Below are 23,457 nucleotides of genomic sequence, written 5' to 3' on the forward strand. Positions count from 1 at the left end.
TTCAAAAAGGGAAGCTTTCTTTTCATGGTTCCGGTTCTTCTTCTGCCGGCGCCTTTTCACGGTCCCGTTTAATTTTTTTCCAGTTCCAGATCACCCACAGCTGGGCAGCCAGGAAAATGGAGGAATACGTTCCAGCGACCAGGCCGACAAGCAGGGCCAGAGAAAATGACCGTATCCCTTCGCCTCCGAAAATAAACAGTGCCGCTGCCGCAAATACTACTGTCAGTACAGTATTGATAGAGCGCGTGAGCGTCTGATTCAGGCTGACATCCACTACTTCTGCGAGGTCTTCAAACGATTCAATTTCTTCTGCCGGCGGCATGTTTTCCCGGATCCGGTCAAACGTCACAATCGTATCGTTAATGGAATAACCTACAATTGTTAGAACCGCTGCAATAAACGGCACATTCACTTCCACCTGCAACAGGCTGAAAAAGCCAATAATAAAGAAGGCATCGTGAAGAAGGGCAATAATCGAGGCAACTCCGTATAAAAACTGAAAGCGGATCGTAATATAAATTATCAGTCCGAGCGAAGCAATCAGCACAGATATAAATGCATTCTGTGCGAGCTCCTGGCCGACCTGCGGAGAGACAGTTCCCGTATTTGGAACGCTTCCGTATTCTTCTTCAAAATACGTTTGCACGGCAGCTATTTCCTCCTGGGAAAGCTCTCCGATAAAGCGTGCGGAAGCAATTGTATTATTATCTCCGCCAAGCGTAATATCATCCGGCTCCAAATTCCCCTCCACCTCTTCAAAATCCGAGCGTACCTGTTCTTCGGTCAACGGCTCATCTGCGGAAACCTCTACTCTTGACCCGCTCTGAAAATCGATGCCAAGGTTTAAGCCGATCGTGGACAAAAGTATGCCTCCGGCAAGAATGTACGCGAGAGTAATCAGGAAAAAAACATTCCGGAATTTGACGAAAGGAATCACCCGTTTTAAGATCTTCCTGCTGTTATTAAGGTTCATGGATGTCACGCTCCTTTACGCCAAACACTTTCGGTTTTTTATTAAAGATCCGGCTGTTCACCCACAGGCCGAGAAGCAGTCTTGTACCAAGCACTGCCGTAATGAAGCTTACCAGTATGCTCACGATCAGCATCAAGGCAAAGCCCTGCACCGAGCTTGTTCCGAAGTAGAAAAGCACCCCGGCAGCAATCAGGGTTGTGACGTTCGCGTCGATAATTGTACCGAGAGATCTTCTTGCTCCTGAACGGTACGCCGATAAAATGGATCTGCCATATTTTATCTCTTCTTTAATCCGTTCATACGTAATAATATTCGCATCAACAGCCATACCTACCCCAAGAACAAGCGCCGCTATCCCTGGCAGCGTCAATACGCCCTGGATAAAGTTAAATACTGCCAACACAAAATAGATGTAAGTACTGAGTGTCAACACAGCGATAAAGCCAGTAAAACGGTAGAATACGAGCATGAATAAGAAAATCAGCCCGACACCGATAATCGTCGCAAAAATGGTTTTATCCATTGCCTGCTCACCCAATGAAGCACCGACCGAATTCGAATACACTTCTTCGAGGTCTACCGGCAGCGATCCTGAATTTAAAATGTCTGCAATGTTTTCTGCTTCTTCGACACTAAAGTCGCCTTCAATCTGAATGTCCTGTGTATACAGCGGCTCATCTACTGCCGGAGCAGAAATAAACTTCGGATCCTCCTTCGTTGCTTCTTCTTCGTAGGAATCCCCTTCTTCGTAATCCAGCCAGATGACCAGCCGGTTGTCTGGAGGCTGGTATTCATTAATAATATTTTCCGTCACCTCGCCAAACTGGTCCCCGTCTCTTAAGGAAACCGTGACGATTGGGTTGTTTGAATCGTCAAAGTTCACCGAAGCACTGTTTTCCTGAATGTCACTTCCGGATAACCGTTCGTTGTCGTCTACGTCCCTAATGCTCAGGTTCGCTTCTGTAGAAAGCAGCTCCCGTGCGGACTGCTGATCTTCAACACCAGCGAGCTGTACACGTATACGGTCCTCACCTTCAATGGTAATATTCGGCTCGGATACACCCAAAATGTCTACCCGCTGCGTCAGCGCAGCTACCGTGTTCTGCAAAGTTTCATCTGTAATTTCCTGTCCTTCTTCCTGAGGCTCTACTTCATAGAGCACTTCAAAACCGCCCTGAAGATCAAGCCCGAGGTCGATACCGTTCACAATTTTTTCCGACGTTGGGATCATTAATGCCGCCAGCGCAAAAATAATTAAAAAGAAATAAACAATCCTTGATTTCTTCACCATTCCAGGTTCATCCTCCCGTGCTTCGATCCGCCGTTATATGATACTTCTGCTCCCATAAATAAACCAGAGCGGAGCGTGCCGTCTGGTCCTTCTCTCCTTTATCCGTTCAATGTTTCTCAAACAAGAGCAATTATACGTATGCGCAGAATTAAATGTCAATCGACCTTTTCTGCTACATTGCCGCTCACCTGGGCCAGTATTTCCTCCAGAGCTTCATCATAGTTTTTCTTTTGTTCAATCTTTTTGTACGATTCGATCGTTTTCTGCTGCATGTAATCGTGCATTTTCATATGCAGAATCGTTTGCACAATTGTATGTAATGCCGGGTCAGCCTTACGTTTTTTCATTTGGCTTACGCTCATTTCCCAGATTTCATCTATATGTATGTTTTTGTATCCCAGTGTTTCAAACTCCTTCACTTTGCTCTCAAGTGCCGGATAAACAACCGTCTTCCATTCTTCCCAGACTTTTTCCATCAGAACACCTCCTCCTTTTCATTATACTGAACCATGAAGATGTGGCAAACATACTTTTTTCACAGGATGAAAAAATTCCCGTTTATTCATAAACGGGAATTCTGTACAAACTATTCATTTACTGTTTCGCGGACCGCGTTCCGGTCAAACGTCAATTTCATGCTGCCGTCCACGTCCACGATGATTTTGTTTTCATCAATAGCATCAATAGTGCCGTGTATACCGCCAATAGTAACGATATGGTCACCCTTCTGCAGGTTTGCATGCATTTCCTTAATCCGCTTCTGCTGCTTTTGCTGCGGACGAATCAAAAGGAAATAGAATATGAGAAACATCAAAACCAATACGATAATTGTACTCACTGTTTCACCCCTTGTCCCTTTAGCTTTCCGATCTAGAAATTTTTAGCATCCGGACGGTTAAAGCCGTATTGTTCAAAAAAAGTTTCCCGAAAATCGAGCAGACGATCTTGCTGGATAGCCTCGCGTACTTGCTGCATTAAAGACAGTAGAAAATATAAGTTATGGTACGAAGTAAGCCGGACGCCAAACGTTTCTTCACTTTTGATCAGATGCCGGATGTAAGCCCTTGAGTAATTACGGCAGGTATAGCACCCGCATGCCTCATCTATCGGGCGAAAGTCTCTGGCATTTGAAGCGTTTCTTACGACCAGTCTGCCTTTGCTTGTCATACACGTTCCGTTTCGGCCGATTCTTGTTGGAAGAACGCAATCAAACATATCTATCCCTCGGATAGATCCATCAATTAACGCATCTGCCGACCCGACTCCCATCAAATAGCGTGGTTTGTTTTGAGGGAGAAGCGGGGTCGTATATTCCAGCACTCGGTTCATCGTTTCCTTCGGCTCTCCAACAGATAATCCGCCTATAGCGTAACCCGGAAAGTCCATTGAAATCAACTCTTTTGCAGATTTTTCGCGCAAATGCCGGTAATCTCCGCCCTGCACGATTCCAAATAATGCCTGATCCTTTGGACGGGTATGTGCCTCAAGACACCGCTCAGCCCATCTGGTCGTACGTTCAACAGATGCTTTCATGTATTCTTCCTCGGCTGGATAGGGCGGACACTCGTCAAATGCCATCATCACGTCGGCACCAAGAGAGTTTTGAATCTGCATCGCTTTTTCCGGGGAGAGAAATAATTTGGCTCCGGAAATATGGTTCCGGAAATGAACGCCTTCTTCTTTAATATCCCGAAGCTTGCTCAGGCTGAAGACCTGAAACCCTCCGGAATCGGTGAGAATTGGCTTATTCCAGTTCATGAATTTATGCAGGCCGCCGGCTTCTTCCACAATATCTTCGCCGGGCCGTATCCATAAATGATACGTGTTGCTTAAAATCATTCCTGCGCCCATCGACTCCAGTTCCTCCGGGCTCAATGTTTTCACGGTGGCAAGCGTCCCCACCGGCATAAAGGCAGGAGTGTCAAACGACCCATGCGGTGTGTGCACTTTGCCGAGCCGTGCTCCTGACTGCCGGCACGTCTTAATATGTTCGTATGTTACTGCGGTCATTCGTTATTTCCTCCCGAGTGTATAAGCATTGCATCTCCAAAACTAAAAAAACGGTACCTTTCGCGTATGGCTTCCCCGTATGCCCGGAAAAGAAATTCTTTCCCGGCAAGAGCGCTCACAAGCATCACCAGTGTAGACTTTGGCAGATGGAAATTTGTTAAAAGTGCATCAATCCCCTGGAATGTGTATCCGGGATAAATGAAAATATCCGTCCAGCCTCTTGCTTCCATAAATTTATTTTCCTGTTTGCCTGCCACGGTTTCGAGCGTACGCGCTGACGTCGTCCCCACTGCAATTATACGTTTACCCGCCGATTTCGTTTCATTTAAAATTTCGGCTGTTTCCTGTGGAAGATGATAAAATTCCGCATGCATATCATGCTCTTCTACCGTTTCGGCAGATACCGGGCGAAACGTCCCGAGTCCGACATGCAGCGTCAAATGCGCCGTACGAACTCCTTTTGCTTTCAGTCGTTCAAGCAGGGCTGTCGTAAAGTGAAGCCCTGCCGTAGGCGCTGCAGCGGAGCCGTAATGCTCGGCATATACGGTCTGGTAGCGGTCCTGGTCTTCAAGTTTTTCTTTGATATAAGGAGGAAGGGGCATTTCGCCAAGCTCCTGGAGAATCTCAAGAAAAATACCGTCATAGGTGAATACCATTTCCCGGCCCCCGTGTTCAAGCACCTTTGTGCATTCTGCGGTCAAACGGCCGTCCCCGAAGGTGACTACGGTCCCCGGCTTCACTCGTTTCGCCGGCTTCACAAGCGTCTCCCACTTGTCGCCCTCCTGCTGGAGCAGCAGTACTTCAATGCCTGCACCGGTTTCTTTTTTTTCACCGATGAGCCTCGCCGGCCATACTTTTGTGTTGTTTAGCACTAAACAGTCCCCGGCCTCAAGATAATCTTCAATCTGATGAAACTGTTCGTGCGCAATTGTTTCTTCCTTCGTATTCATCACAAGCAGCCGAGACTGATCCCGTTCTTTCAGCGGCTGCTGCGCGATCAGCTCCTCGGGCAGTTCAAAATCAAATTCATTTATATTCATGGCTAACCCTTCCTATTCGTTCAATCACGTAAAACCAAAAGCTATTATATAAGAATTTACTGATTTTTGCACGAAAGAAATCCAGCACCGCAAAGTGCTGGCTCCTTAAACACGGCTCATGTATTATCTTCCTGATACGGATAACCAAAATGCTCGTACGCAAGCGGAGCCGCTTTTCTTCCTCGTGGCGTCCGCTGCAAAAATCCAATCTGCATCAGATACGGCTCATACACGTCTTCAAGCGTGTGAGCCTCCTCGCCGATCTTTGCCGCTATCGCCTCCACGCCGGCCGGGCCTCCCCGGAAGGTTTCAATTAAGCCGAGCAGGTATTTATGGTCGATGTGGTCAAGGCCGAGCTTATCCACCTGCAGCCGTTCGAGTGCATGATTCGCCAGCTCCATCGTGATACTTCCGTCCCCCTGCACCTGCGCAAAATCACGCACTCGTCGCAGCAGCCGGTTCACTACCCGGGGCGTCCCGCGGGATCTTCTGGCCAGCTCGTAGGCTGCCCCTTTATCAATATTGAGCTGGAATAAATCTCCCGACCGCCGGACAATTTCAGCCAGGTCCTCCTCCACGTAGTATTCCAGGCGCGCATGCACTCCGAAACGATCTCTGAGCGGTGCGGAGAGCAGGCCCGCTCTCGTAGTGGCGCCAATCAGCGTGAACGGGGGAAGATCAAGGCGGACAGAACGCGCAGAGCTGTCCTTGCCAATCACGATATCGATGCAAAAATCCTCCATAGCCGGGTAGAGGACTTCCTCCACCGCCCGGGGGAGCCGGTGTATCTCATCGATAAAAAGTACGTCACCGGGCTCGAGAGCTGTCATGACCGCGGCCAGATCTCCGGGCCTTTCAATAGCAGGGCCGCTCGTCGTCCGGATGTTTACATCCATCTCACGTGCAATAATCATGGCAAGCGTCGTTTTCCCAAGGCCGGGCGGTCCGTAAAGCAATGTATGGTCAAGCGGCTCTTCCCGAAGCTTCGCCGCTTCAATAAACACTTCCAGGTTTTCCTTTACTTTCCGCTGTCCGATATATTCCCGGAGCCGGTCCGGACGAATGCTTTGTTCCACCAAATCTTCTCCTGATTCTGCTTCCTGAGAAACAATTCTATCTTCCAAGAATTTTTCCTCCTCCGTTTTCTGCTATGTGAGCATCCACTGCAGGGCTTTTCTTACATATTCATCTGCACTCAGCTGTTCTTTCTCCAAATGTGGGCGCACTTTTTTGATTTCTTTTTCTCCGTAGCCAAGAGCCGTCAGCGCTTCAAGCGCTTCCTCGAGGTCTCCGCCCGGCTGCTGCTCGTCAAGCAGGGACACCGGCGCTCCCGCAACTGTTACCGCATCATAAACGCCGGTCAGTTTTCCTTTCAGGTCGATAATCATCTGCTTTGCTGTTTTTTTACCGACCCCCGGGAATTTCGTTAAAAACGCTTCGTCTTCGTTTTCAATAGCTCCTACGACCTGCCCCGGGTCCCCGGAGGCAAGAATCGCCTGAGCGCCTTTCGGCCCTATTCCCGAAACCTGCAGCAGCTGTTCAAACAGCTCGCGCTCTTTTCTTGAACGAAAGCCGTACAGACGATTCACGTCCTCTTTTACATACTGATATGTATATACTACTGTTTCTTCATCTGGCTGCTGGCCGTTAAATACAAAAGGATTGGAGCAATAGATTAAATAGCCGATCCCGTTGTTTTCAATCGTGATCGTGTCTCCTTTTATATGATCCACGCGTCCCTTTACGAATTCGATCACTGTGGTCCTCTCCTTGCCTTATTGAAATGCGAACATGCTTTCCTATATCATAGCAAAGATCGCCCCCGTTGAAAAATGACTATTCGACCAGTCTGTCAAACGCCTTCGCGTTAAAAACCTTCCACCGGCGGGGTGAAAGGTTTACGAGGAAACTTCCAGACGTTCCATCTGCTCTTCTTCTGCTTCAAAGTTATGGTACACGCTCTGCACATCATCATTATCTTCAAGCGTGTCGATCAATTTGAGCATTTTCCGGGCATGCTCATCTTCTAAATGGGTTTTCGTTTCCGGAATCATGGTAACCTCTGCCGTGGAAAAATGATACGTATGCTCCATAGCTCCTTTTACAGCTTCGAAATCATCGGGCTCAGTGTAAATATAAAAGCCGTGGTCATCGTACTCCATATCATTAGCCCCAGCTTCCACCGCTTCAAGCATGAACGTGTCTTCATCAGCTTCAACATTTTCACGGTCTACGGCCAGAAAGCCTTCTTTATTGAAAAGAAACGAGACGCAGCCATTCTCTCCGAGGTTTCCTCCGTTTTTATTAAAAGCGGCGCGAATATCCGCCACTGTGCGGTTTTTATTGTCAGTTAACGTTTTTACCATTACAGCTGCTCCGCCAGGGCCGTACCCTTCGTACGTCATTTCTTCATACTGCAGTTCCGCGCCTTGTCCTTTTGCTTTTTTGATGGTCCGCGTAATATTTTCATTTGGGATATTCGCTGCCCGCGCTTTTGTGATCGCCATACGCAAACGAAGATTCTGGTCGGGATCATCTCCTGCCTCCCGGACAGCGGCGAAAATTTCCTTCGACAATTTCGTGAATATCTTTGCCCGTTTGGAATCCTGAGCTTCTTTGCGACGCTTAATATTGTTCCATTTCGAATGTCCTGCCATGACGTTTCTCCTTCCTGTCTTCACCGCCTGATATAGAATAAAATGGCGGCAGTTTTTAATTTACAATAAAAACACATTACCGCTATGATATAGAGTAGCACCCTACAAAGTGAGGTATTATCATGCCTAATCATTCTTCGAAAAAAATGCTCGGAGCCGACCGGCGCAGTCAACTGCTCGAATGGCTGGAAATGTCCACCCGGCCGCTGACCGGAAGCTCTCTTGCTTCAAGGGCGAGCGTCAGCCGCCAGGTTATCGTCCAGGACATGTCTTTACTGAAAGCTCAGGGACATCCTATTCTCGCTACATCCCAGGGCTACATTATTATAAAAAATAAGGACACGGGCCAGAAAGTAAGAAAGCGCGTAGCCGTCTCCCATCCTTCCGATCCGGACAGCACCCTAAAGGAACTGTACTTGATTGTAGATCACGGGGGGAAAGTTATTGATGTTTCCGTCGAGCATCCCGTCTACGGAGATATTACCGCATCCTTAATGATTGAAAGCAGGATCGACGCGGACCGCTTTATCGAGAATATGAAAAACACAAATGCTTCCATGCTCTCAGAGCTGACCGCCGGCGTTCATCTTCACACCATTGAAATTCCTTCGCACGCCCAGTTCAATGTTCTGCTTGAAGCTTTAAAAAATCATGCCTACCTGATCAATGAGGACAATTAGCCTGTTGTCCGGCTGTCTACTTTCGCCTCGGCCGCAGAGGGTTCAAAGCACGGATAATGCCCGAGGACCCGGACCCCGAAGCCGAGGGCTTCAAGCTCCGCAATAACGCCTGGAATCAAAATATCATCCTCCGGCTGTTCCACGTCCATAACAAAAAAGTAATTTCCAATCCCGGTCTTCATTGGACGGGATTCAATTTTTGTTAAATTTAATTTCCGCCATGAAAAAGCTGCAAGTACTTGATGCAAAGCACCCGGATAGTCGGAGGGCAGCGTAATGACCATCGTCGTCCTCTCCGTTACTTTCTGTTCCTCCAAAAGACTTTCCGCCCGGTCCTCACTGCCTGCAAGCACCACAAAGCGGGTATGGTTGTTCGTATAGTCATGAATGTTCTCCTTCACAATCTCCAGGCCATACTGCTTCGCAGCAAGCCTGGTCGCGATAACCACACCTTCGGCAGTACCTTCACTCAGCTTTTTTGCAGCGGCACTGGTGGAATTTGTAAACTGCGCTTTCGTCTCCGGCATCCACCGGCTTAAAAATTCATGGCACTGGGCGATGGCGTGCGGGTGTGAATGCACAAATTCCGCCTGCTCCCATTGCTCTTTTTCTCCCGGAAGAGCCAGCAGGTGCTGCTCAATCGGCACAGTCACTTCCCCAATAATCGGCAGTTCATGTTTATGAATCAAATAGTCCAGGGTCACATTCACCGATCCTTCGATCGCATTTTCAAGCGGTACAACAGCAATATCTATCTCCTGCTGTTCCGTCAGCTTCATCCCTTCTGCAATCGTATCAAAGGGCTCAAGTACCTGCTCATGAAAAAGCACCCGGGCCGCCATTTCTGTAAAAGTGCCCCTCGGGCCAAGATATCCCACTCGCTTCACTCTTTCCACTCCTTTACGTTTCTACTCTTTACAGCGATCCGGACCCGACTATTTCAGCCTTTTCCACAAATTCCATTCCCTGGATTTTGCGTACAAAGTCACGGATTTCCAGACTGAGCGCCGACGTATCAACAGTTAACGTGATGTTTGCCCGCCCCTGCAGCGGGATCGTCTGATTAATAGTCAGCACATTTGAATTCGCTTCTGCTACAATGCGCAGCAGCTCCGACAGGGAGCCGGAACGATCGGCGAGCTGGATTGATAATGTAATAATCTGCTCCTGTATCATCGTATGGAACGGGAAAATAGCATCCCGGTATTTGTAAAATGCGCTGCGGCTCAGATCCACATGCTGTACCGCTTCCGCCACCTTGTGCACCTTCCCGCTTTCGAGCAGTGCTTTTGCTTCCAACGTTTTCTGCATTGCATCTGTCAACAGATCTTCCCGTACAAGATAGAAATGATCAATTCTGTCTGCCACTGCTTTCACCACACTCTTTTATACTCTGATTTATACTGACTGCTTACCCATCAACAAATTCAAACTCAAAGTCCAGCAGCCTTACTGTATCTCCGTGCTTAGCTCCGCGTTCACGCAGTGCTTCATCGACACCCATATTGCGCATTTTCCTTGAAAAGCGCTGCATCGAATCTTCGTGGGAGAGGTCCGCCATTCTATAGTGTTTTTCGATGTCCGGTCCGTACAGTACATAAGCACCGTCGTCGGCACGGCCGATATAAAACGGAGCTTCTTTTTCATCAAGCGTGTACACCACTTTCTCTTCCTGGTCCTCTTCATCATACAAATGAAAGGCAGGGGTCGTTTCCACCAGATCCGCCACTCTTTGCAGAAGCGGCTGAATCCCCTGCTTTCGAAGTGTAGATACAGGAAATACTTCAATACCTTCCGGGAGCTTCTTTTTAAACTCTTCAAGCTGTTCCTCTGTGCCCGGCATGTCCATCTTGTTAGCCATTACTACCATCGGACGTTCAAGCAGCCGAAGGTTGTGCTCCCGCAGTTCTGCATTGATCTGCTGAAAATCCTCAAACGGGTCCCGGCCTTCGAGCTCGCCGGCCATATCCACGATATGCACAAGCACCCGTGTCCGTTCAATATGACGTAAAAATTGGGCTCCGAGTCCAACGCCTTCATGGGCTCCGGCAATAAGTCCCGGCAGGTCCGCCATCACAAAGCTTTTTCCTTCTCCTGCATCCACAACGCCGAGGTTCGGCTTTAGTGTAGTAAATGGATAATCGGCAATCTTTGGCCGCGCCGCTGATACAATAGACAACAGCGTGGATTTACCAACGCTCGGAAAACCGACGAGACCAACATCTGCCAGCACCTTCAGCTCAAGCTGAATATCTTTTTCCTCCGCCGGCTCGCCTTTTTCGCTGATTTCCGGAGCCGGGTTGGAAGGGGAAGCAAATCGTGTGTTTCCACGGCCGCCCCGTCCGCCTTTTGCCACGACCACCCGTTGTTTGTGCTCTGTCAAATCCGCAATCATGACCTCGGAGCTGCGGTCGCGGATAATAGTGCCTGGCGGTACACGGACAATTAAATCTTCGCCGCCTCTGCCATGCTGGTTTTTGGATCTTCCGTTGTCCCCGCGCTTTGCCTTAAAGTGGCGCTGATACCGGAAGTCCATCAATGTTCTAAGTCCTTCATCCACTTCAAAAACGACATCTGCGCCTCTGCCTCCGTCACCTCCGGCCGGTCCGCCGTCCGGGACGTACTTTTCCCGACGAAAGGCGACCATGCCATCTCCGCCATCGCCGCCTTTTACATATAAATTTACGTGATCTACAAACAACTCTTTCACCTCATTAGTATTCTTACTGACCGCCTGTTTGATCGACAATGACGCAATATAGGTGTTCTGTGCTTACTTCTATATACTCAATCATATCTATCATTACGGACTCTTTTTGTATCCACTGTTCAAGCCTACCGGGACTCTTTAACTCACCTTCAAAATCGAGCTCCAGACACGGAAGCCCCCCATCGTTCTGGTTGATGGAAATCTCGAGATGGTTATTTCTCGTTCGCTCGGCCTGTTCGTCAATGCGTGCTGCCAGGCCTTGAAAAAAATCAGTCCATTTTTGATCGTCCAGCTCGGCACTGAACGAATCCTCCACCTCAAAATCAATGGAAAACCAGTGTTCCTGCCAATGGAACGTGATCAGCTCAAGAGCGAACGCCGGCGCCTGTACATTTGACAGCTTGGCTTCATGGGAAGCTTTAAAGGTCGTTTTTTCGATCACTTTCTGAAGCTCTTCCACTTTACCAAGCGCAGCGTGTGTTTTCAGAAGCTGCAGGACATTCATCCAGTCATGACGGGAATGCTTCAATACGTCCAATTTCTCTTCAGCCTTCATAGGAGCTACCGCCTTTCCACTTCACTGCGCTGCCGCTGCCGTACAGTTTGTTCCACTGCTTCGAACGCAAAACTACTCACATATGGTACACTTTATTGTATCACATGTCACGTGGTAAACGTATCCGGGCAAGTACACTTCTTCACTCCCTATACATTGAAAATCATACACAGAGAGGGTGCTCACATATGAATCGACCACTCATTTACGGAAATACACCGACCTTCCTTCACGCTTCTTCAGTAGCAAAGGATTTATCGAAAGCAGCAAACTACCAGGCCACTATTTACGGCGTGCCATGGGAGGGAGCGGTAACCTGGGGAGCGTATACAGGCTGCGAGCTTGGGCCAAAGGTGATCCGCCAGTGCTCCGAGCGCTACAGCGGCTATCTGCCTGAGCTTGACGACATCGATGTACTCAGCCACTACAGCCTCGCAGATGCCGGTGACGTTTCCACCACGCCGGCTGACGTCCCGGCCACGATGGAAACAATACAGTCATTCGCTTCTTCTTTATGGGTCTCCGGCACTTTTCCTGTCGGCCTCGGAGGCGACCACGGCATCACATACCCGGTCGTGCGGGCGCTTGGTGAAACTACCGGAAAAAAAATCGGCATCATCCATATCGATGCCCACTTTGACAATAACGACGAATCGATGGGCGACGAGTTCGGGCGCGGTTCCCCGTTTGCACGCCTGTATGAATATGAACAAGTGAGAAATGAAAGCCTCGTGCATCTCGGCATTCACGGCCCGCGCAACAAAGCCGTCAATGGCAGGTCCGCCAAAGAAGCCGGTGCTGTTACGATTACTATTGATAAAATACGCAATGCTCCGGATTTAAAAGCATTTGCCAAGGAAGTCTATGACATCGCTTCTGAGGGGACCGACGAAGTATATTTAAGTATCTGCAGCGACATTTTAGATTATGCCTACAATCCGGGCGGCCCGGCGGATGCCAACGGCCTCCACCCTGAGCAGCTGCTGACCCTCATTCATGAATTCGGTATACACGGAGTCTGCGGCATGGATTTTGTCGAAGTCTACCCGCATCAGGACCAAAATGATTTTTCCTCTCACTTTGTCACACTGGCTGTGCTCTATGTACTTGCCGGCAAATTAAAACAGGAAGGAAAAGCATAACAATACAAAGAGGCGCCCTTTCGTCTGAAAGGACGCCTTTTTATATTATGAGGAAACCTTCTGTTCCACTAAAGCATCAATCGCGTCGCCGAGCGCCTCCAGAAATTCACGCTGGCTGTTTGGCATTTCCGGCCGGTGGTATGCCGCTCCTACACTGTCGCAGGCGTCTTTACATTCAACATCATTATCAAACAACACTTCGAGATGATCGGCTACAAATCCAACCGGACAGTAGACGAATGACTCATAACCATATTGATGGTGCAGATCCTTCGTTAAATCCTGCACATCCGGTCCGAGCCATGGATCCGGGGTGTTCCCTTCACTCTGCCAGCCGATATCGTAGTGCTGGACATTGGCACGCTCTGCGATCCATTGGGCGGTTTCTTTCAGCTGTTCCGGATACGGGTCTCCTTTGGCGATGATTTTTTCCGGCAGGCTGTGAGCAGAAAAAATAACACATGTTTTCGCTTCATCAAGCCCGTCGAGCATGGTACGCACCCGTTCCGCCCAGTAGTGCAGAAACTTCGGCTGGTCGTACCAGCTTTCTACGCTGTGAATCGTCGGTCCCTTGATACGGGAGGATTCTTCCTGGGCCCGTCCATTATAAGACTTTACGCTGAATGTCGAAAAATGCGGCGCCAGGACGATGCTGTACGCCTCTTCGATGCCGTCCTCTTTCATTTCAGCAACAGCATCCTCGATAAACGGGTCAATATGCTTTAAACCGATATAAACGTGAAATTCCCGTTCCGGGTGACGTTCGTTCATCACCTCGCCCAGGCCATAGGCCTGATCCTCCGTGATTTTTGCAAGCGGGGACACCCCGCCAATTGCTTTATAACGGGAGACAAGATCCTCCAAAGCTTCTTCGGACGGTTTGTTTCCACGCCGGATATGAGTGTAATAGCTTTCTACTTCGTCGAGGCTTCTCGGAGTTCCGTAAGCCATCACCAGAAGGCCGGTTTTCTTTTTCATCGTTTTCCCTCCAACTGTTCTTTCGAATATTCATGAACGAAGGCTGTTAAACGTTTCAGCGTATCTGGCTTCACATCCGGGAATACGCCGTGCCCCAAATTAAAAATAAATCCGGGATGCTGAATGCCTTCATCAATAATAGCAGCAGCTCTTTTCTCTATTTCCGGCCACGGAGCAAGCAGTAAGCTCGGATCCAGGTTGCCCTGAAGCGTTTTGGTGACACCCCGGTTTCTTGCTTCAAGAATTGAGGTCCGCCAGTCCAGTCCAATAATGGAGAGCGGCAGCTCGTTCCAGTCTTCAAGCAGATGGCCGGCACCGACACCGAACATGGACACCGGCACATTCTTTTCTTCTAAAGCCGCAAGAATTCTGCTCATAACAGGCTTTACGTACTGCCGGTAATCGGCGGCGTTTAAAGCACCAACCCAGGAGTCAAAGATTTGAATAGCCTGGGCACCGGCCTGTATCTGGGCACCGGCGTACCGAATCACCATGTCGCCAAGTGTATCCATCAATGCAAACCAGGCGTCCGGCTGCGAGTACATAAAGCTTTTCGTCCGGTGGTAGTTTTTCGACGGGCCGCCTTCAATCATATAGCTCGCAAGGGTAAACGGGGCACCGCTAAAGCTGATTAACGGCACATTCAGCTGCTGACGCAGAAGCTTGATTGTTTCAAGCACATAGTCGATATCCTTTTCCGGATCAAGCGTTCCAAGCCGCTTTACATCGGCCAGCGTTTCAATCGGGCGGTCAATCACCGGACCGATGCCCGGTTTTATTTCTACATCTACGCCGATAGACGGCAGCGGTGTCATAATGTCTTTATATAAAATAGCCGCATCGTTTTGATACTGTTCCACCGGCAGGCGGGTTACATATGCACACAGTTCGGGGTCATGAGTAATTTCCACCAGCGAATATTTCTCTTTTAATTTACGGTATTCAGGCTGTGACCTTCCTGCCTGCCGCATGTACCATACCGGCACGTGTTCCGTATAGTTTCCTCCTGCTGCTTCTAAAAAAGTATTATTGTATAAGGTTTCTTTCATTTTTGGGCACTTCCTCTCTGCCTGCTCACCACTCAAGTTCGCACAATCACCTTTTCTGTTTTTACCATAACTTGACCGCTCCTGTCATGTATAGTGCATTTCGACAACATTCATAAAAAATTCATGAATGTAAAGCGCAAATAAGGCAGCCCGCCAAGGCTGCCTCTAAGTCTCTGTTACCCTCCTATTCCAAAAATAGAACGGGCCTGTACCTCTGCCGTGTTCGACTCCTCGCCTTCCTGGTTGGTCGGTTCGTAGGAAGGGACGACAATATACTCTCTTAAATTAAATGGGTTTGCATTTTGGATCGTGTAGCTTCCCTGTCCGCGGACCTGGTCGATCTCTTCACGTTCTCCGTCCGTCACTTCGTAAATCGTGTAATTAACGCGGTCGTCTTCAGACGCTTCCCACGTAAGTTCCACGTTTAAGAAGCCATCACCGGCAAATGTCAGATCCCCTTCAAGCGAATCAATTTCCGGAAGCTCCACAGGCTCTTCCAAATCACGTACGCCTTCGGGCTTTTCAAATTCTACAGCGCTGTTTCCAGCAGGCGTCTCGTTTAAAATGGATTTAAACAGTTCCACCGCATGGGAACTGCCGCCGGTTAAATAATTGTCTTCGGTTGTCTGATCATACCCCATCCAGAGCGTGCCGGTCCACTGCGGTGTGTAGCCGGCGAACCAGGCATCTCTCGCCCCGTCTTCGACCGCTTCAAATGAAGTGGTTCCTGTTTTGCCGGCTAAATCGTAGGAGGTGCTTCCGGCTGATGCTGTTCCGTTTTCCACTACATTTTCGAGCATACGGGTCATGTACCATGCATTCTGCGGGTCCATCACTTTCTGCTCTTTTCTTTCATTTTCCACAATAATATTTCCGTTACGGTCTTTGATGTTTGTAATAAAGTACGGCTCTGTTTTCGTTCCGTTATTTGAAAACGTCGTATATGCTTCTGTTAACTGTACCGGGGTAACCCCGTTTTCAAGACCGCCAAGAGCCGTCGCCAGTCCGTTCCCCTGCGGATCGATACCTGTTTCCTCTAAAAAATCATTCGTTGTGCTGCGGTCAAGCTTGTCATAGAGCCATACTGCTGATGTATTGATAGACTGCTCCAGCGCTTCGCTCATTGTCACTTCGCCCTGATATTCCCCGCTGTTATTTTTCGGAGAATAGCCATCGTAATCCATTTGTTCATCCTGAAGCATTGAATAGGGCTCATATTCTCCGGATTCGAGCGCAGGTGCGTATACAGCCAGCGGCTTAAACGCAGACCCAGGCTGCCGCTGCACTTCCGCCCGGTTCATCCCCTGGCGTTCGTAATCCCGGCCGCCCTGCACTGCGACAACTCCGCCGCTGCTGTGATCCATCATAAAGAAGGCACTCTCCGCATCCTCCGATCCGTCCGGATAATACGTCTCTTCCTGCATCAGGCTGTATGAAGCTTCTTGCATGTCTTCGTTCATCGGCACCTGGATCGTATAGCCGCCTTTGTAAATTTCTTCAGGTTCAATGTTGTATTTTTCCTGAGCTTCTTTCATGAGCATATCCACATACGTGTAGTATTCCGGATGGGTCTGCTGCTCCTGAAGCGCGGAAGGGATAGACGCAGAAGTTGCTGCCGCTTTTTCTTCTTCTGATATGTACCCTTCACGTTCCATAATAGCGATAACAGTATCTCTTCGTTCTTTGGCCTCCTCCGGCTCATCCACCGGTGAATAATTGCTCGGCCCTTTTACCATAGCCGCAAGCATAGCGCCTTCTTCAACGTTCAATTCGGAAGCGTCTTTACCGAAATACTGCTGGGAGGCAGACTGGATTCCGTAAGCTCCGTGACCGAAGTAAATCTGGTTTAAATAGTATCCCATTACTTCATCCTTGGAGAATTTCTTTTCAAGTCCCATAGCAATCAGCACTTCCTTCGTTTTACGCAAGAAGGTCTGGTCACTCGAGAGAAAAGCATTCTTCGCCAGCTGCTGGGTAATCGTACTTCCGCCCTCCACAATTCCACCGGCTAAAATATCACGGTACAGCGCACGCGCAATCGCTCTCGGGTCAATGCCGCGGTGGTCATAAAACCTAATATCTTCAATGGAAATAAATGCTTCTTTTACATGATCCGGTATCTGTTCTTCCTCGATAACTTCCCTGTCCTCTGAATACAGCTCCGCTAGCTGTTCCCCGCTGTCATCAACTATTGTTGTTGTTTCATTCATCGTCAGCTGCTTTTCACTGATCGCAGCAGCGCCGATGACCACGGAGGATAAATATATGCCAAGAATCAGAAGAAAAGCCGCTGCAGCTATCAGCAGCCGTTTTCCCCATTTTCGTTTATTCATGAGCTCTGCCACCCTCGCTTTTTACACAAATATTCCACCCTGCTTTAGTCGGCAGACATTTCGTTAAGTTACACGGAAGCAGCGGGATGTTTTGCATACTTCACCTGAATGCTGCCGACGACAAGCTCTGCCTCGATATTTAATGTTACCTGTGTCTGCTCTTTCGCCTTATGCTCGACCTTCATCGCTGCCTTCAGGCCCTCTTCCTTATAGCCGAGCACCTTCGTTTCGCCAACAAGCGTTTTAGCGTCAACATTAACGTCCCAGTTTTCCGGAACAAAAAGCTTAATGCTCCCGGCCATGCCCCTGATTCGTACAGGCACTGTCTCTTCCTCCGTTTTAGCTTTCGAAAAATCGATAATCACTTCGCCCGCTCCGTACTGGACGGCAGCTTCACGAATTCTGAAAGGTTTCTTTATATACACACACTGCCCTGCCAAAAAGCGATGCTGTGCCGGAATCTCCCGTTCCTGCCCGGCCCGGCGCACCTCATGGGCGTAGGAGGCGCTTCTTTTGTTCCGGCTTTTTTCTTCAGACGTATTCAAGTCTTTATCGATATCTATTTCTCTGCGGGAGCTGCTCCACCAGAAATAAAACAGAATAACACCCGCAAGGAAGAGCACAGTGATCACCGCTGTAAATATAAAAGGCACATCCGCCCGGTTGGATACATGCAACAGAGCGAGACCGACAAACATAGCACTGAGCCAGTAGTTCCGCTGGTAAACAAAAAAGCAGGCAAGGCTTAATGCTATGATAGGCCATATGAATAAACTCGCGTCAAAACCAAGCTGAGAAGATACAATACTTACTCCGGCTATAATAATACCCAGTCCTAAAAAACCGGTTCTTTGGCTCATCCTTTCTTTCCGCCCTTCTTCTGTTTATTTTATAAATATACGCAGCAGGCTGCCTGCCCGTTCCAGATTTCCTTATTTTATTTTCGGGAAAGGATCATGTATGATAAGAAAATACTATACAGCTTATGTATCTATTATACGCTACTACTAAATGGAGACATACCTAATTTCCTTCTGTTTCATTACGTTTCAATAAAGGATGTGAACCTTTGTGGATAATTTATTCAGCAGATTAGAAGAGCTTTACCCGGAAATGGTCGAGATTCGCAGGTATCTGCACCAGTACCCCGAGCTTTCCTTTGAGGAAGAAAAGACACCAGCCTACATAGCCGATTACCATCGGCAGCTGGGGCATGAGGTACGTACCAATGTAGGCGGGCGCGGTGTCACCGCCGTTCTCCGCGGTGAAAAACCCGGTCCCGTTATCGCTCTCCGGGCGGATTTTGACGCTCTGCCCATCCAGGAAAACACCGGTCTTCCTTTCGCTTCAAAGATTGACGGCGTGATGCATGCCTGCGGGCATGACGGCCATACTGCGTATCTGCTTGTCCTTGCTAAAGCCCTTCAGGAAGAAAAGCACAGCTTAAGCGGCACCATTGTTTTCATCCACCAGCACGCGGAAGAATATGCTCCCGGCGGAGCGATTGAGATGATTCAGGACGGCTGCCTTGAAGGGGTGGACGTCATCTTCGGCACGCACCTATGGGCGACGGTTCCCTACGGAACTGTGCAGTACTGCGAAGGTCCAATGATGGCTGCTTCAGACCGTTTTCATATTACGATTCGCGGCAAGGGCGGACACGGTGCCCAGCCGCACCTTACCAAAGACGCCATCGTGATCGGCTCCCAGGTTGTCACCAGTTTGCAGCAGATTGTCAGCCGCCGCCTCGACCCGCTTCATTCCGGAGTGCTCTCCGTCGGCTCTTTTGAAGCTGCCAACGCCTTTAACGTAATTGCCGACAGCGCGAAGCTTACCGGTACTACCCGCTGCTTTGATGAAAACGTGCGGGACGTGTTCGAAGAAGAAATCGGAAAAATTGTCCACGGCACCTGTGAAGCCGCCGGAGCCGAAGCAGACTATGAATATTTGCGCGGCTATCCCCCGGTAGACAACCACCGTAATGAAGCCCAGTTTATTGCTGAATGCGCTGAAAAAACGGAGTCGGTACAGAAGACAGAGTATATGAGTCCGTCGATGGCCGGAGAGGATTATGCGCATTACCTCCAGCATGTGAAAGGAACATATTTCTTCACAGGAGCCGGCCATCCGGAGTGGGAAACGACGTATCCGCACCACCATTCGAAATTCGATATTGATGAACGGGCTATGCTCACCGCAGCCCAGGTCATCGGAAGAGCCGTTTTGGAATACCCCGGCACTTCTTCATAATTAAAGGCCCCCTTTCCGTCAGGAGAAAGGGGGCCTTTCGTCTTTTATACCATCTCTTTTTGCTTTCTCCGGGTAACCCACCGGGGATAATACAGAAGAAGCAGCGCCACAAATAAAATAAGTGCTGCCGTTACCAAAAGCGACTGCCCGATCCAGGCGTGAAGCAGAACGATTCCCGCTCCCTGTACCATCAAAAGTGCCCTCGTAAACGTAATAAATGCCTGTTCTTTCCACTTCGCAGGTACAGGATACAGATCCGGCCAGTCAATGGTGGCATAGTGGCTTTTGAGAGCCTGGAGCTGTACAGCGGTCATATAAAGAAACAATCCGCCAATCCCAAGTCGCATCCATTCCGGAGCAAAAGCGTACATGATCAGTCCGCAGACTACAAGCAGACGCATAAACATACCCGCATATTCCCCTGAACGAACAAAAGCTTTGCCGTACAAATACAAATACGTATTTTCCTGCTTATGGGAAAACTTGTCCACAAGTGATGCCAGCCAGCGCCGGCGTTTAATTTTCACTTCAATATGGGGCACTTCCGCAAAAGACTGAACAAACCGGTAAAATTTAGCCAGCTGGTGGTTTTCTGCTTCGAGAAGCACTTCCCAGCGCAGCAGCATGGAAGCAGAACGCCTCTTTACCAGCTGCCAGTGCCCGATCAATCCAAGGAGACCGGCGCCGGCCAGAAAAATGCTCCCCCACCAGGCAGCGAGCATTAAAAGAGCCGGCCAGACCCAGCGTACCGCTGTGGATATGTAACGATGAGTATGATTGTGCCATTTCCATTCTTCCCATTTAATAAATGTCGTTAAAAAGGTTATTACGAGCAAAAGCAGCAGCATGCCGATATAACCAGCGCCCCCGGCCGCGGTACGTTCCTGAATAACCGGGCCAAGAACGATATACACGGTAAGCACTTCCACGCCCTGCAGAGCCGCTGAGTAACGGATGGATTTTTTGAAGAATGGTACCATCCGCTTTTCAAGCGGGAGCAGAAATACAAGGTCTCCGGACTGAACAAACGGCCGGATCGGCCCGCGAAGCGTTAATACAGAAAAAATCAGCCAGAGAGCAACCACCACCCATGGAGACTGCGGGAGCCAGTCCAGAAAAGCCGGGTAAAACACTGCTCCGGCAAACAGGAGAATATACAGGGCAAACATAAACCCGCTGTTCCCGATTAACCGCAGGTAACGGCCGGCCTTCCCCCAGAAGGCTCCTGCCCGCTCGTTCCACCATTGCCCGGTCATGACGTGATTTCTCCTTTAGTCACTTCGATATACAAATCATCAAGGTTCGCTCCAGGCATTCCCGCCTGCTCCTGGATTTCCTTCATGGTTCCTTTCAAAGCGACACGCCCTTCATGCAGCAGCACAAAGCGGTCACAATAGCGTTCTGCGGTAGCCAGAATATGTGTGGACATTAAAATTCCCGCTCCGTTTTCTTTCATTTCCACCATCATATCGAGCAGTGATTTAATGGCTACCGGGTCAAGCCCGACAAACGGTTCATCGACGACGTACAGCTTCGGCTCTACCAAAAAGGCGCACATGATCATCACCTTCTGTCTCATTCCTTTAGAAAAATGATTGGGAAACCAGTTTTTCCGCCGACTCATCTGATAGGTTTCCATCAGCTTTTCACTTCGGTCTTCCCAGACGCCTTCGGGTACCCCGTAGGCCATTGCTGTCAGGCGCAGATGCTCCCAGAGCGTCATTTCTTCGTATAATATAGGTGATTCAGGAATGTATGCCAGCTGTTTCCGGTAAGCTTCTGCATCCTCATGAATGGTTTTATCATTAATATAAATTTCGCCCTTTACCGGCTCCATTAGTCCGAGCACATGCTTGATCGTCGTGCTTTTCCCGGCGCCATTCAATCCGATTAAGCCGACAATTTCCCCGGGGCCCACGTCAAATTTTAGGTCATGGAGCACCGGCTTATGGATATTGTACCCGCCGGTAATATGATCGATAGTAAGTAATGCTGTCATACAAACGCTCCTTCAGCTAAGTAAAATACAGTCTTTTTATATTCTACACAGTTTCACCGTATTTTGTATATTTTTGCACGGAATTCATTTCTTCTTACATTTCCATTTAACTCTAAACTGTAACTACGTATAATAGGATAGTAGATATACTCACGTTTAGAAAGGAGATCAACACTATGGCACACAATGATGACTGCATTTTCTGCAAGATAGCAGCTGGGGAAATTCCTGCTTCTGTCGTCTATGAGGATGACGACCTTCTGGCATTTATGGATCTGGGACAGACCACGAAGGGCCATACCCTCTTAATCCCAAAGGACCATCAGGAAAACATTTACGAACTCCGTCCCGAAACTGCAGCGGCTCTTTTTAAAAAAGCCCCCGAGATTGCGAACGCTATAAAAGAAGCCTTTCAACCAGCCGGTATGAACCTTCTAAACAACAATAACAGCGTGGCCTCGCAATCCGTTTTTCATTATCATCTTCATTTCATTCCACGTTATACCGAAAACGATGGGTTCTCTTTTACATTTACCGATAACAACGAACAGTACACAAGCGCTGATTTAGCCGATATGGCTAAAGGGATTGCCGATCATTTATAGAAAAATAAATATGGATGGCTAAAGGAGAGATCATATGTCACGCGCATATAATTTTAACGCAGGTCCGGCTGCTCTGCCGGACGAAGTTCTGGAAAAAGCCCAGAAGGAAATGCTTGATTTCAACCATACGGGCATGAGCGTCATGGAGCTCAGCCACCGGAGTACTGATTACGAGCAAGTGCATAACCAGGCCCAGGAAAGGCTCCGGACTCTGCTCGATATTCCGGAGGATTATGAAGTACTGCTTCTGCAGGGAGGAGCGAGTCTGCAGTTTTCAATGCTTCCGATGAACGTGCTCCAATCCGGAGAAACGGCTAACTATATTTTAACAGGCTCCTGGTCGGAAAAAGCGTTAAAAGAAGCGCAGATGATCGGCCAGACCCGGGTAGGGGCTTCGGCAAAAGATCAAAATTTCACCCATATTCCCGATGTTGACGCCCTTCAGCTCGACAGCCGGGACAAATACGTACACATTACCACAAATAATACTATTTTTGGCACGCAGTGGCAGGAGCTCGATTATAACTGGCTTTCCCCGGTAGTCGCCGATATGTCGAGCGACATTTTAAGCCGTCCGGTTCCGGTCTCATCGTTTGGAGCGATTTACGCGGGGGCCCAAAAAAATCTTGGTCCGTCCGGCGTCACTGTCGTTATCGTCAAAAAAGAATGGGTCAGCCAGGCTCCCGGGCACACCCCGACCATGCTCCGCTATGACACCCATGCGGAAAAAAACTCGCTTTTCCATACCCCTCCGACATTTGCTGTTTACCTTCTGAATGAAGTACTCGGCTGGGTGGAAGAACGCGGAGGCGTCCTTGGCATGCAGCAGCGCAATAAGGAAAAAGCAGCTATGCTGTATGACACTATTGACGGCAGCGGCGGGTTTTACCGGGGTCATGCTGAAACAGACAGCCGATCCTCCATGAACGTCACTTTTAATCTTCCTACTGAAGAATTGAATAAACAATTTTTAGCCGAAGCCAAGCAGGCGGGCTTTGTCGGATTAAACGGCCACCGTTCTGTCGGCGGATGCCGCGCTTCCATTTATAATGCTGTTTCCAAAGAGAGCTGCCAGGCTCTTCAGGACTTTATGCTTACCTTTCAAAAAAATCATCAGTAGGTTTTTAATCAGCGGAATTATCCGCTGATTATTTTTATAAAATAAAAATTTATAGGACTCTCTT

24 protein-coding genes are annotated in these 23,457 nt (G+C 48.8%); 5 read left to right on the top strand and 19 right to left on the bottom strand.

What is annotated here, in order from left to right; genetic code table 11:
* Positions 1 to 22: 22 nt before the first annotated feature.
* The 9 genes from secF to BLV22_RS05045 all read right to left on the bottom strand — a co-directional run bounded on the left by secF (position 23) and on the right by BLV22_RS05045 (position 7,971).
* Positions 23 to 973 (bottom strand): protein translocase subunit SecF, encoded by a 951-nt coding sequence (gene secF, locus BLV22_RS15005; protein WP_176967653.1) that lies wholly within the window; start codon positions 971 to 973, stop codon positions 23 to 25.
* On the bottom strand, positions 963 to 2,264 hold the full coding sequence (gene secD, locus BLV22_RS15010; protein ID WP_176967654.1) for a protein translocase subunit SecD: 1,302 nt from the start codon (positions 2,262 to 2,264) through the stop codon (positions 963 to 965). The genes secF and secD overlap by 11 nt, the downstream gene beginning before the upstream one ends.
* A 155-nt stretch (positions 2,265 to 2,419) precedes the next feature.
* Positions 2,420 to 2,740: a post-transcriptional regulator gene (locus tag BLV22_RS05015; RefSeq protein WP_091612053.1), complete on the bottom strand. Its 321-nt coding sequence runs from the start codon at positions 2,738 to 2,740 to the stop codon at positions 2,420 to 2,422.
* A gap of 110 nt (positions 2,741 to 2,850) precedes the next feature.
* Positions 2,851 to 3,102, bottom strand: a complete 252-nt coding sequence (gene yajC / locus BLV22_RS05020) for a preprotein translocase subunit YajC (RefSeq protein WP_261763944.1) — start codon at positions 3,100 to 3,102, stop codon at positions 2,851 to 2,853.
* A gap of 32 nt (positions 3,103 to 3,134) precedes the next feature.
* Positions 3,135 to 4,274 (bottom strand): tRNA guanosine(34) transglycosylase Tgt, encoded by a 1,140-nt coding sequence (gene tgt / locus BLV22_RS05025; RefSeq protein WP_091612055.1) that lies wholly within the window; start codon positions 4,272 to 4,274, stop codon positions 3,135 to 3,137.
* Positions 4,271 to 5,314 (bottom strand): tRNA preQ1(34) S-adenosylmethionine ribosyltransferase-isomerase QueA, encoded by a 1,044-nt coding sequence (queA, locus tag BLV22_RS05030; protein ID WP_091612058.1) that lies wholly within the window; start codon positions 5,312 to 5,314, stop codon positions 4,271 to 4,273. The genes tgt and queA overlap by 4 nt, the downstream gene beginning before the upstream one ends.
* A 116-nt stretch (positions 5,315 to 5,430) precedes the next feature.
* Positions 5,431 to 6,438, bottom strand: a complete 1,008-nt coding sequence (ruvB, locus tag BLV22_RS05035) for a Holliday junction branch migration DNA helicase RuvB (protein WP_091612060.1) — start codon at positions 6,436 to 6,438, stop codon at positions 5,431 to 5,433.
* Positions 6,439 to 6,462: 24 nt separating this feature from the next.
* Positions 6,463 to 7,071 (bottom strand): Holliday junction branch migration protein RuvA, encoded by a 609-nt coding sequence (ruvA, locus tag BLV22_RS05040; RefSeq protein WP_091612063.1) that lies wholly within the window; start codon positions 7,069 to 7,071, stop codon positions 6,463 to 6,465.
* Between the two features lie 141 nt (positions 7,072 to 7,212).
* Positions 7,213 to 7,971, bottom strand: coding sequence for a YebC/PmpR family DNA-binding transcriptional regulator (locus BLV22_RS05045; RefSeq protein WP_091612065.1), 759 nt, complete (start codon positions 7,969 to 7,971; stop codon positions 7,213 to 7,215).
* A gap of 122 nt (positions 7,972 to 8,093) precedes the next feature.
* On the opposite strand from BLV22_RS05045, the gene BLV22_RS05050 reads away from it, so the two are divergent.
* Positions 8,094 to 8,651, top strand: a complete 558-nt coding sequence (locus BLV22_RS05050) for a transcription repressor NadR (RefSeq protein WP_091612068.1) — start codon at positions 8,094 to 8,096, stop codon at positions 8,649 to 8,651.
* Here the strand turns inward: BLV22_RS05050 and pheA are convergent.
* The 4 genes from pheA to BLV22_RS05070 are packed head-to-tail and all read right to left on the bottom strand — an operon-like array spanning position 8,648 to position 11,917.
* Positions 8,648 to 9,538, bottom strand: coding sequence for a prephenate dehydratase (pheA, locus tag BLV22_RS05055; RefSeq protein WP_091612070.1), 891 nt, complete (start codon positions 9,536 to 9,538; stop codon positions 8,648 to 8,650). The two genes, BLV22_RS05050 and pheA, sit on opposite strands and share 4 nt — an antisense overlap.
* Positions 9,539 to 9,566: 28 nt before the next feature.
* A complete protein-coding gene (locus BLV22_RS05060; protein ID WP_269845155.1) occupies positions 9,567 to 10,007 on the bottom strand; it encodes an ACT domain-containing protein in 441 nt (146 codons plus the stop codon).
* A 55-nt stretch (positions 10,008 to 10,062) separates the two neighbouring features.
* Positions 10,063 to 11,352: a GTPase ObgE gene (obgE, locus tag BLV22_RS05065; protein ID WP_022793787.1), complete on the bottom strand. Its 1,290-nt coding sequence runs from the start codon at positions 11,350 to 11,352 to the stop codon at positions 10,063 to 10,065.
* 22 nt (positions 11,353 to 11,374) lie between these two features.
* Positions 11,375 to 11,917, bottom strand: coding sequence for a Spo0B C-terminal domain-containing protein (locus BLV22_RS05070; RefSeq protein ID WP_091612072.1), 543 nt, complete (start codon positions 11,915 to 11,917; stop codon positions 11,375 to 11,377).
* 188 nt (positions 11,918 to 12,105) lie between these two features.
* Here BLV22_RS05070 and BLV22_RS05075 point away from each other — a divergent pair, with 188 nt between their 5' ends.
* Positions 12,106 to 13,059, top strand: coding sequence for an agmatinase family protein (locus BLV22_RS05075; RefSeq protein WP_091612075.1), 954 nt, complete (start codon positions 12,106 to 12,108; stop codon positions 13,057 to 13,059).
* 45 nt (positions 13,060 to 13,104) lie between these two features.
* On the opposite strand, the gene hemH is transcribed toward BLV22_RS05075, so the two are convergent.
* The 4 genes from hemH to liaF all read right to left on the bottom strand — a co-directional run bounded on the left by hemH (position 13,105) and on the right by liaF (position 18,279).
* Positions 13,105 to 14,037 carry a ferrochelatase gene (gene hemH / locus BLV22_RS05080; RefSeq protein WP_091612077.1) on the bottom strand — a complete coding sequence of 311 codons (933 nt, stop codon included), beginning with the start codon at positions 14,035 to 14,037 and terminating at the stop codon, positions 13,105 to 13,107.
* Positions 14,034 to 15,086 (bottom strand): uroporphyrinogen decarboxylase, encoded by a 1,053-nt coding sequence (hemE, locus tag BLV22_RS05085; protein ID WP_091612080.1) that lies wholly within the window; start codon positions 15,084 to 15,086, stop codon positions 14,034 to 14,036. The genes hemH and hemE overlap by 4 nt, the downstream gene beginning before the upstream one ends.
* A 176-nt stretch (positions 15,087 to 15,262) precedes the next feature.
* Positions 15,263 to 17,419 (bottom strand): transglycosylase domain-containing protein, encoded by a 2,157-nt coding sequence (locus BLV22_RS05090; RefSeq protein WP_091612082.1) that lies wholly within the window; start codon positions 17,417 to 17,419, stop codon positions 15,263 to 15,265.
* A gap of 68 nt (positions 17,420 to 17,487) precedes the next feature.
* Positions 17,488 to 18,279, bottom strand: a complete 792-nt coding sequence (liaF, locus tag BLV22_RS05095; protein ID WP_091612085.1) for a cell wall-active antibiotics response protein LiaF — start codon at positions 18,277 to 18,279, stop codon at positions 17,488 to 17,490.
* 211 nt (positions 18,280 to 18,490) lie between these two features.
* On the opposite strand from liaF, the gene BLV22_RS05100 reads away from it, so the two are divergent.
* Positions 18,491 to 19,669, top strand: coding sequence for a M20 family metallopeptidase (locus BLV22_RS05100; RefSeq protein ID WP_281241094.1), 1,179 nt, complete (start codon positions 18,491 to 18,493; stop codon positions 19,667 to 19,669).
* Positions 19,670 to 19,713: 44 nt separating this feature from the next.
* On the opposite strand, the gene BLV22_RS05105 is transcribed toward BLV22_RS05100, so the two are convergent.
* Entirely contained in the window at positions 19,714 to 20,925 is a 1,212-nt protein-coding gene (locus tag BLV22_RS05105; protein ID WP_091612087.1) for an ABC transporter permease, read from the bottom strand.
* Complete coding sequence (locus tag BLV22_RS05110; protein WP_091612091.1) at positions 20,922 to 21,668, bottom strand: ABC transporter ATP-binding protein; 747 nt, start codon at positions 21,666 to 21,668, stop codon at positions 20,922 to 20,924. The genes BLV22_RS05105 and BLV22_RS05110 overlap by 4 nt, the downstream gene beginning before the upstream one ends.
* Before the next feature lie 176 nt (positions 21,669 to 21,844).
* Between BLV22_RS05110 and BLV22_RS05115 the strand changes: the two genes are divergently transcribed.
* Entirely contained in the window at positions 21,845 to 22,273 is a 429-nt protein-coding gene (locus BLV22_RS05115; RefSeq protein WP_091612094.1) for an HIT family protein, read from the top strand.
* A 34-nt stretch (positions 22,274 to 22,307) separates the two neighbouring features.
* Positions 22,308 to 23,393 carry a 3-phosphoserine/phosphohydroxythreonine transaminase gene (gene serC / locus BLV22_RS05120; protein WP_091612097.1) on the top strand — a complete coding sequence of 362 codons (1,086 nt, stop codon included), beginning with the start codon at positions 22,308 to 22,310 and terminating at the stop codon, positions 23,391 to 23,393.
* Positions 23,394 to 23,457: the final 64 nt, after the last annotated feature.

The organism is Marinococcus luteus, from assembly GCF_900106595.1.
Lineage (GTDB): Bacteria > Bacillota > Bacilli > Bacillales > Marinococcaceae > Marinococcus > Marinococcus luteus.

What these genes read in the sequence shown, in the direction of transcription:
- secF (WP_176967653.1), bottom strand. Translation starts at nt 973, where the DNA reads ATGAACCTTAATAACAGCAGGAAGATCTTAAAACGGGTGATTCCTTTC.
- secD (WP_176967654.1), bottom strand. Translation starts at nt 2,264, where the DNA reads ATGGTGAAGAAATCAAGGATTGTTTATTTCTTTTTAATTATTTTTGCG.
- BLV22_RS05015 (WP_091612053.1), bottom strand. Translation starts at nt 2,740, where the DNA reads ATGGAAAAAGTCTGGGAAGAATGGAAGACGGTTGTTTATCCGGCACTT.
- tgt (WP_091612055.1), bottom strand. Translation starts at nt 4,274, where the DNA reads ATGACCGCAGTAACATACGAACATATTAAGACGTGCCGGCAGTCAGGA.
- queA (WP_091612058.1), bottom strand. Translation starts at nt 5,314, where the DNA reads ATGAATATAAATGAATTTGATTTTGAACTGCCCGAGGAGCTGATCGCG.
- BLV22_RS05045 (WP_091612065.1), bottom strand. Translation starts at nt 7,971, where the DNA reads ATGGCAGGACATTCGAAATGGAACAATATTAAGCGTCGCAAAGAAGCT.
- BLV22_RS05050 (WP_091612068.1), top strand. Translation starts at nt 8,094, where the DNA reads ATGCCTAATCATTCTTCGAAAAAAATGCTCGGAGCCGACCGGCGCAGT.
- BLV22_RS05070 (WP_091612072.1), bottom strand. Translation starts at nt 11,917, where the DNA reads ATGAAGGCTGAAGAGAAATTGGACGTATTGAAGCATTCCCGTCATGAC.
- BLV22_RS05075 (WP_091612075.1), top strand. Translation starts at nt 12,106, where the DNA reads ATGAATCGACCACTCATTTACGGAAATACACCGACCTTCCTTCACGCT.
- hemH (WP_091612077.1), bottom strand. Translation starts at nt 14,037, where the DNA reads ATGAAAAAGAAAACCGGCCTTCTGGTGATGGCTTACGGAACTCCGAGA.
- hemE (WP_091612080.1), bottom strand. Translation starts at nt 15,086, where the DNA reads ATGAAAGAAACCTTATACAATAATACTTTTTTAGAAGCAGCAGGAGGA.
- BLV22_RS05090 (WP_091612082.1), bottom strand. Translation starts at nt 17,419, where the DNA reads ATGAATAAACGAAAATGGGGAAAACGGCTGCTGATAGCTGCAGCGGCT.
- liaF (WP_091612085.1), bottom strand. Translation starts at nt 18,279, where the DNA reads ATGAGCCAAAGAACCGGTTTTTTAGGACTGGGTATTATTATAGCCGGA.
- BLV22_RS05105 (WP_091612087.1), bottom strand. Translation starts at nt 20,925, where the DNA reads ATGACCGGGCAATGGTGGAACGAGCGGGCAGGAGCCTTCTGGGGGAAG.
- BLV22_RS05110 (WP_091612091.1), bottom strand. Translation starts at nt 21,668, where the DNA reads ATGACAGCATTACTTACTATCGATCATATTACCGGCGGGTACAATATC.
- BLV22_RS05115 (WP_091612094.1), top strand. Translation starts at nt 21,845, where the DNA reads ATGGCACACAATGATGACTGCATTTTCTGCAAGATAGCAGCTGGGGAA.
- serC (WP_091612097.1), top strand. Translation starts at nt 22,308, where the DNA reads ATGTCACGCGCATATAATTTTAACGCAGGTCCGGCTGCTCTGCCGGAC.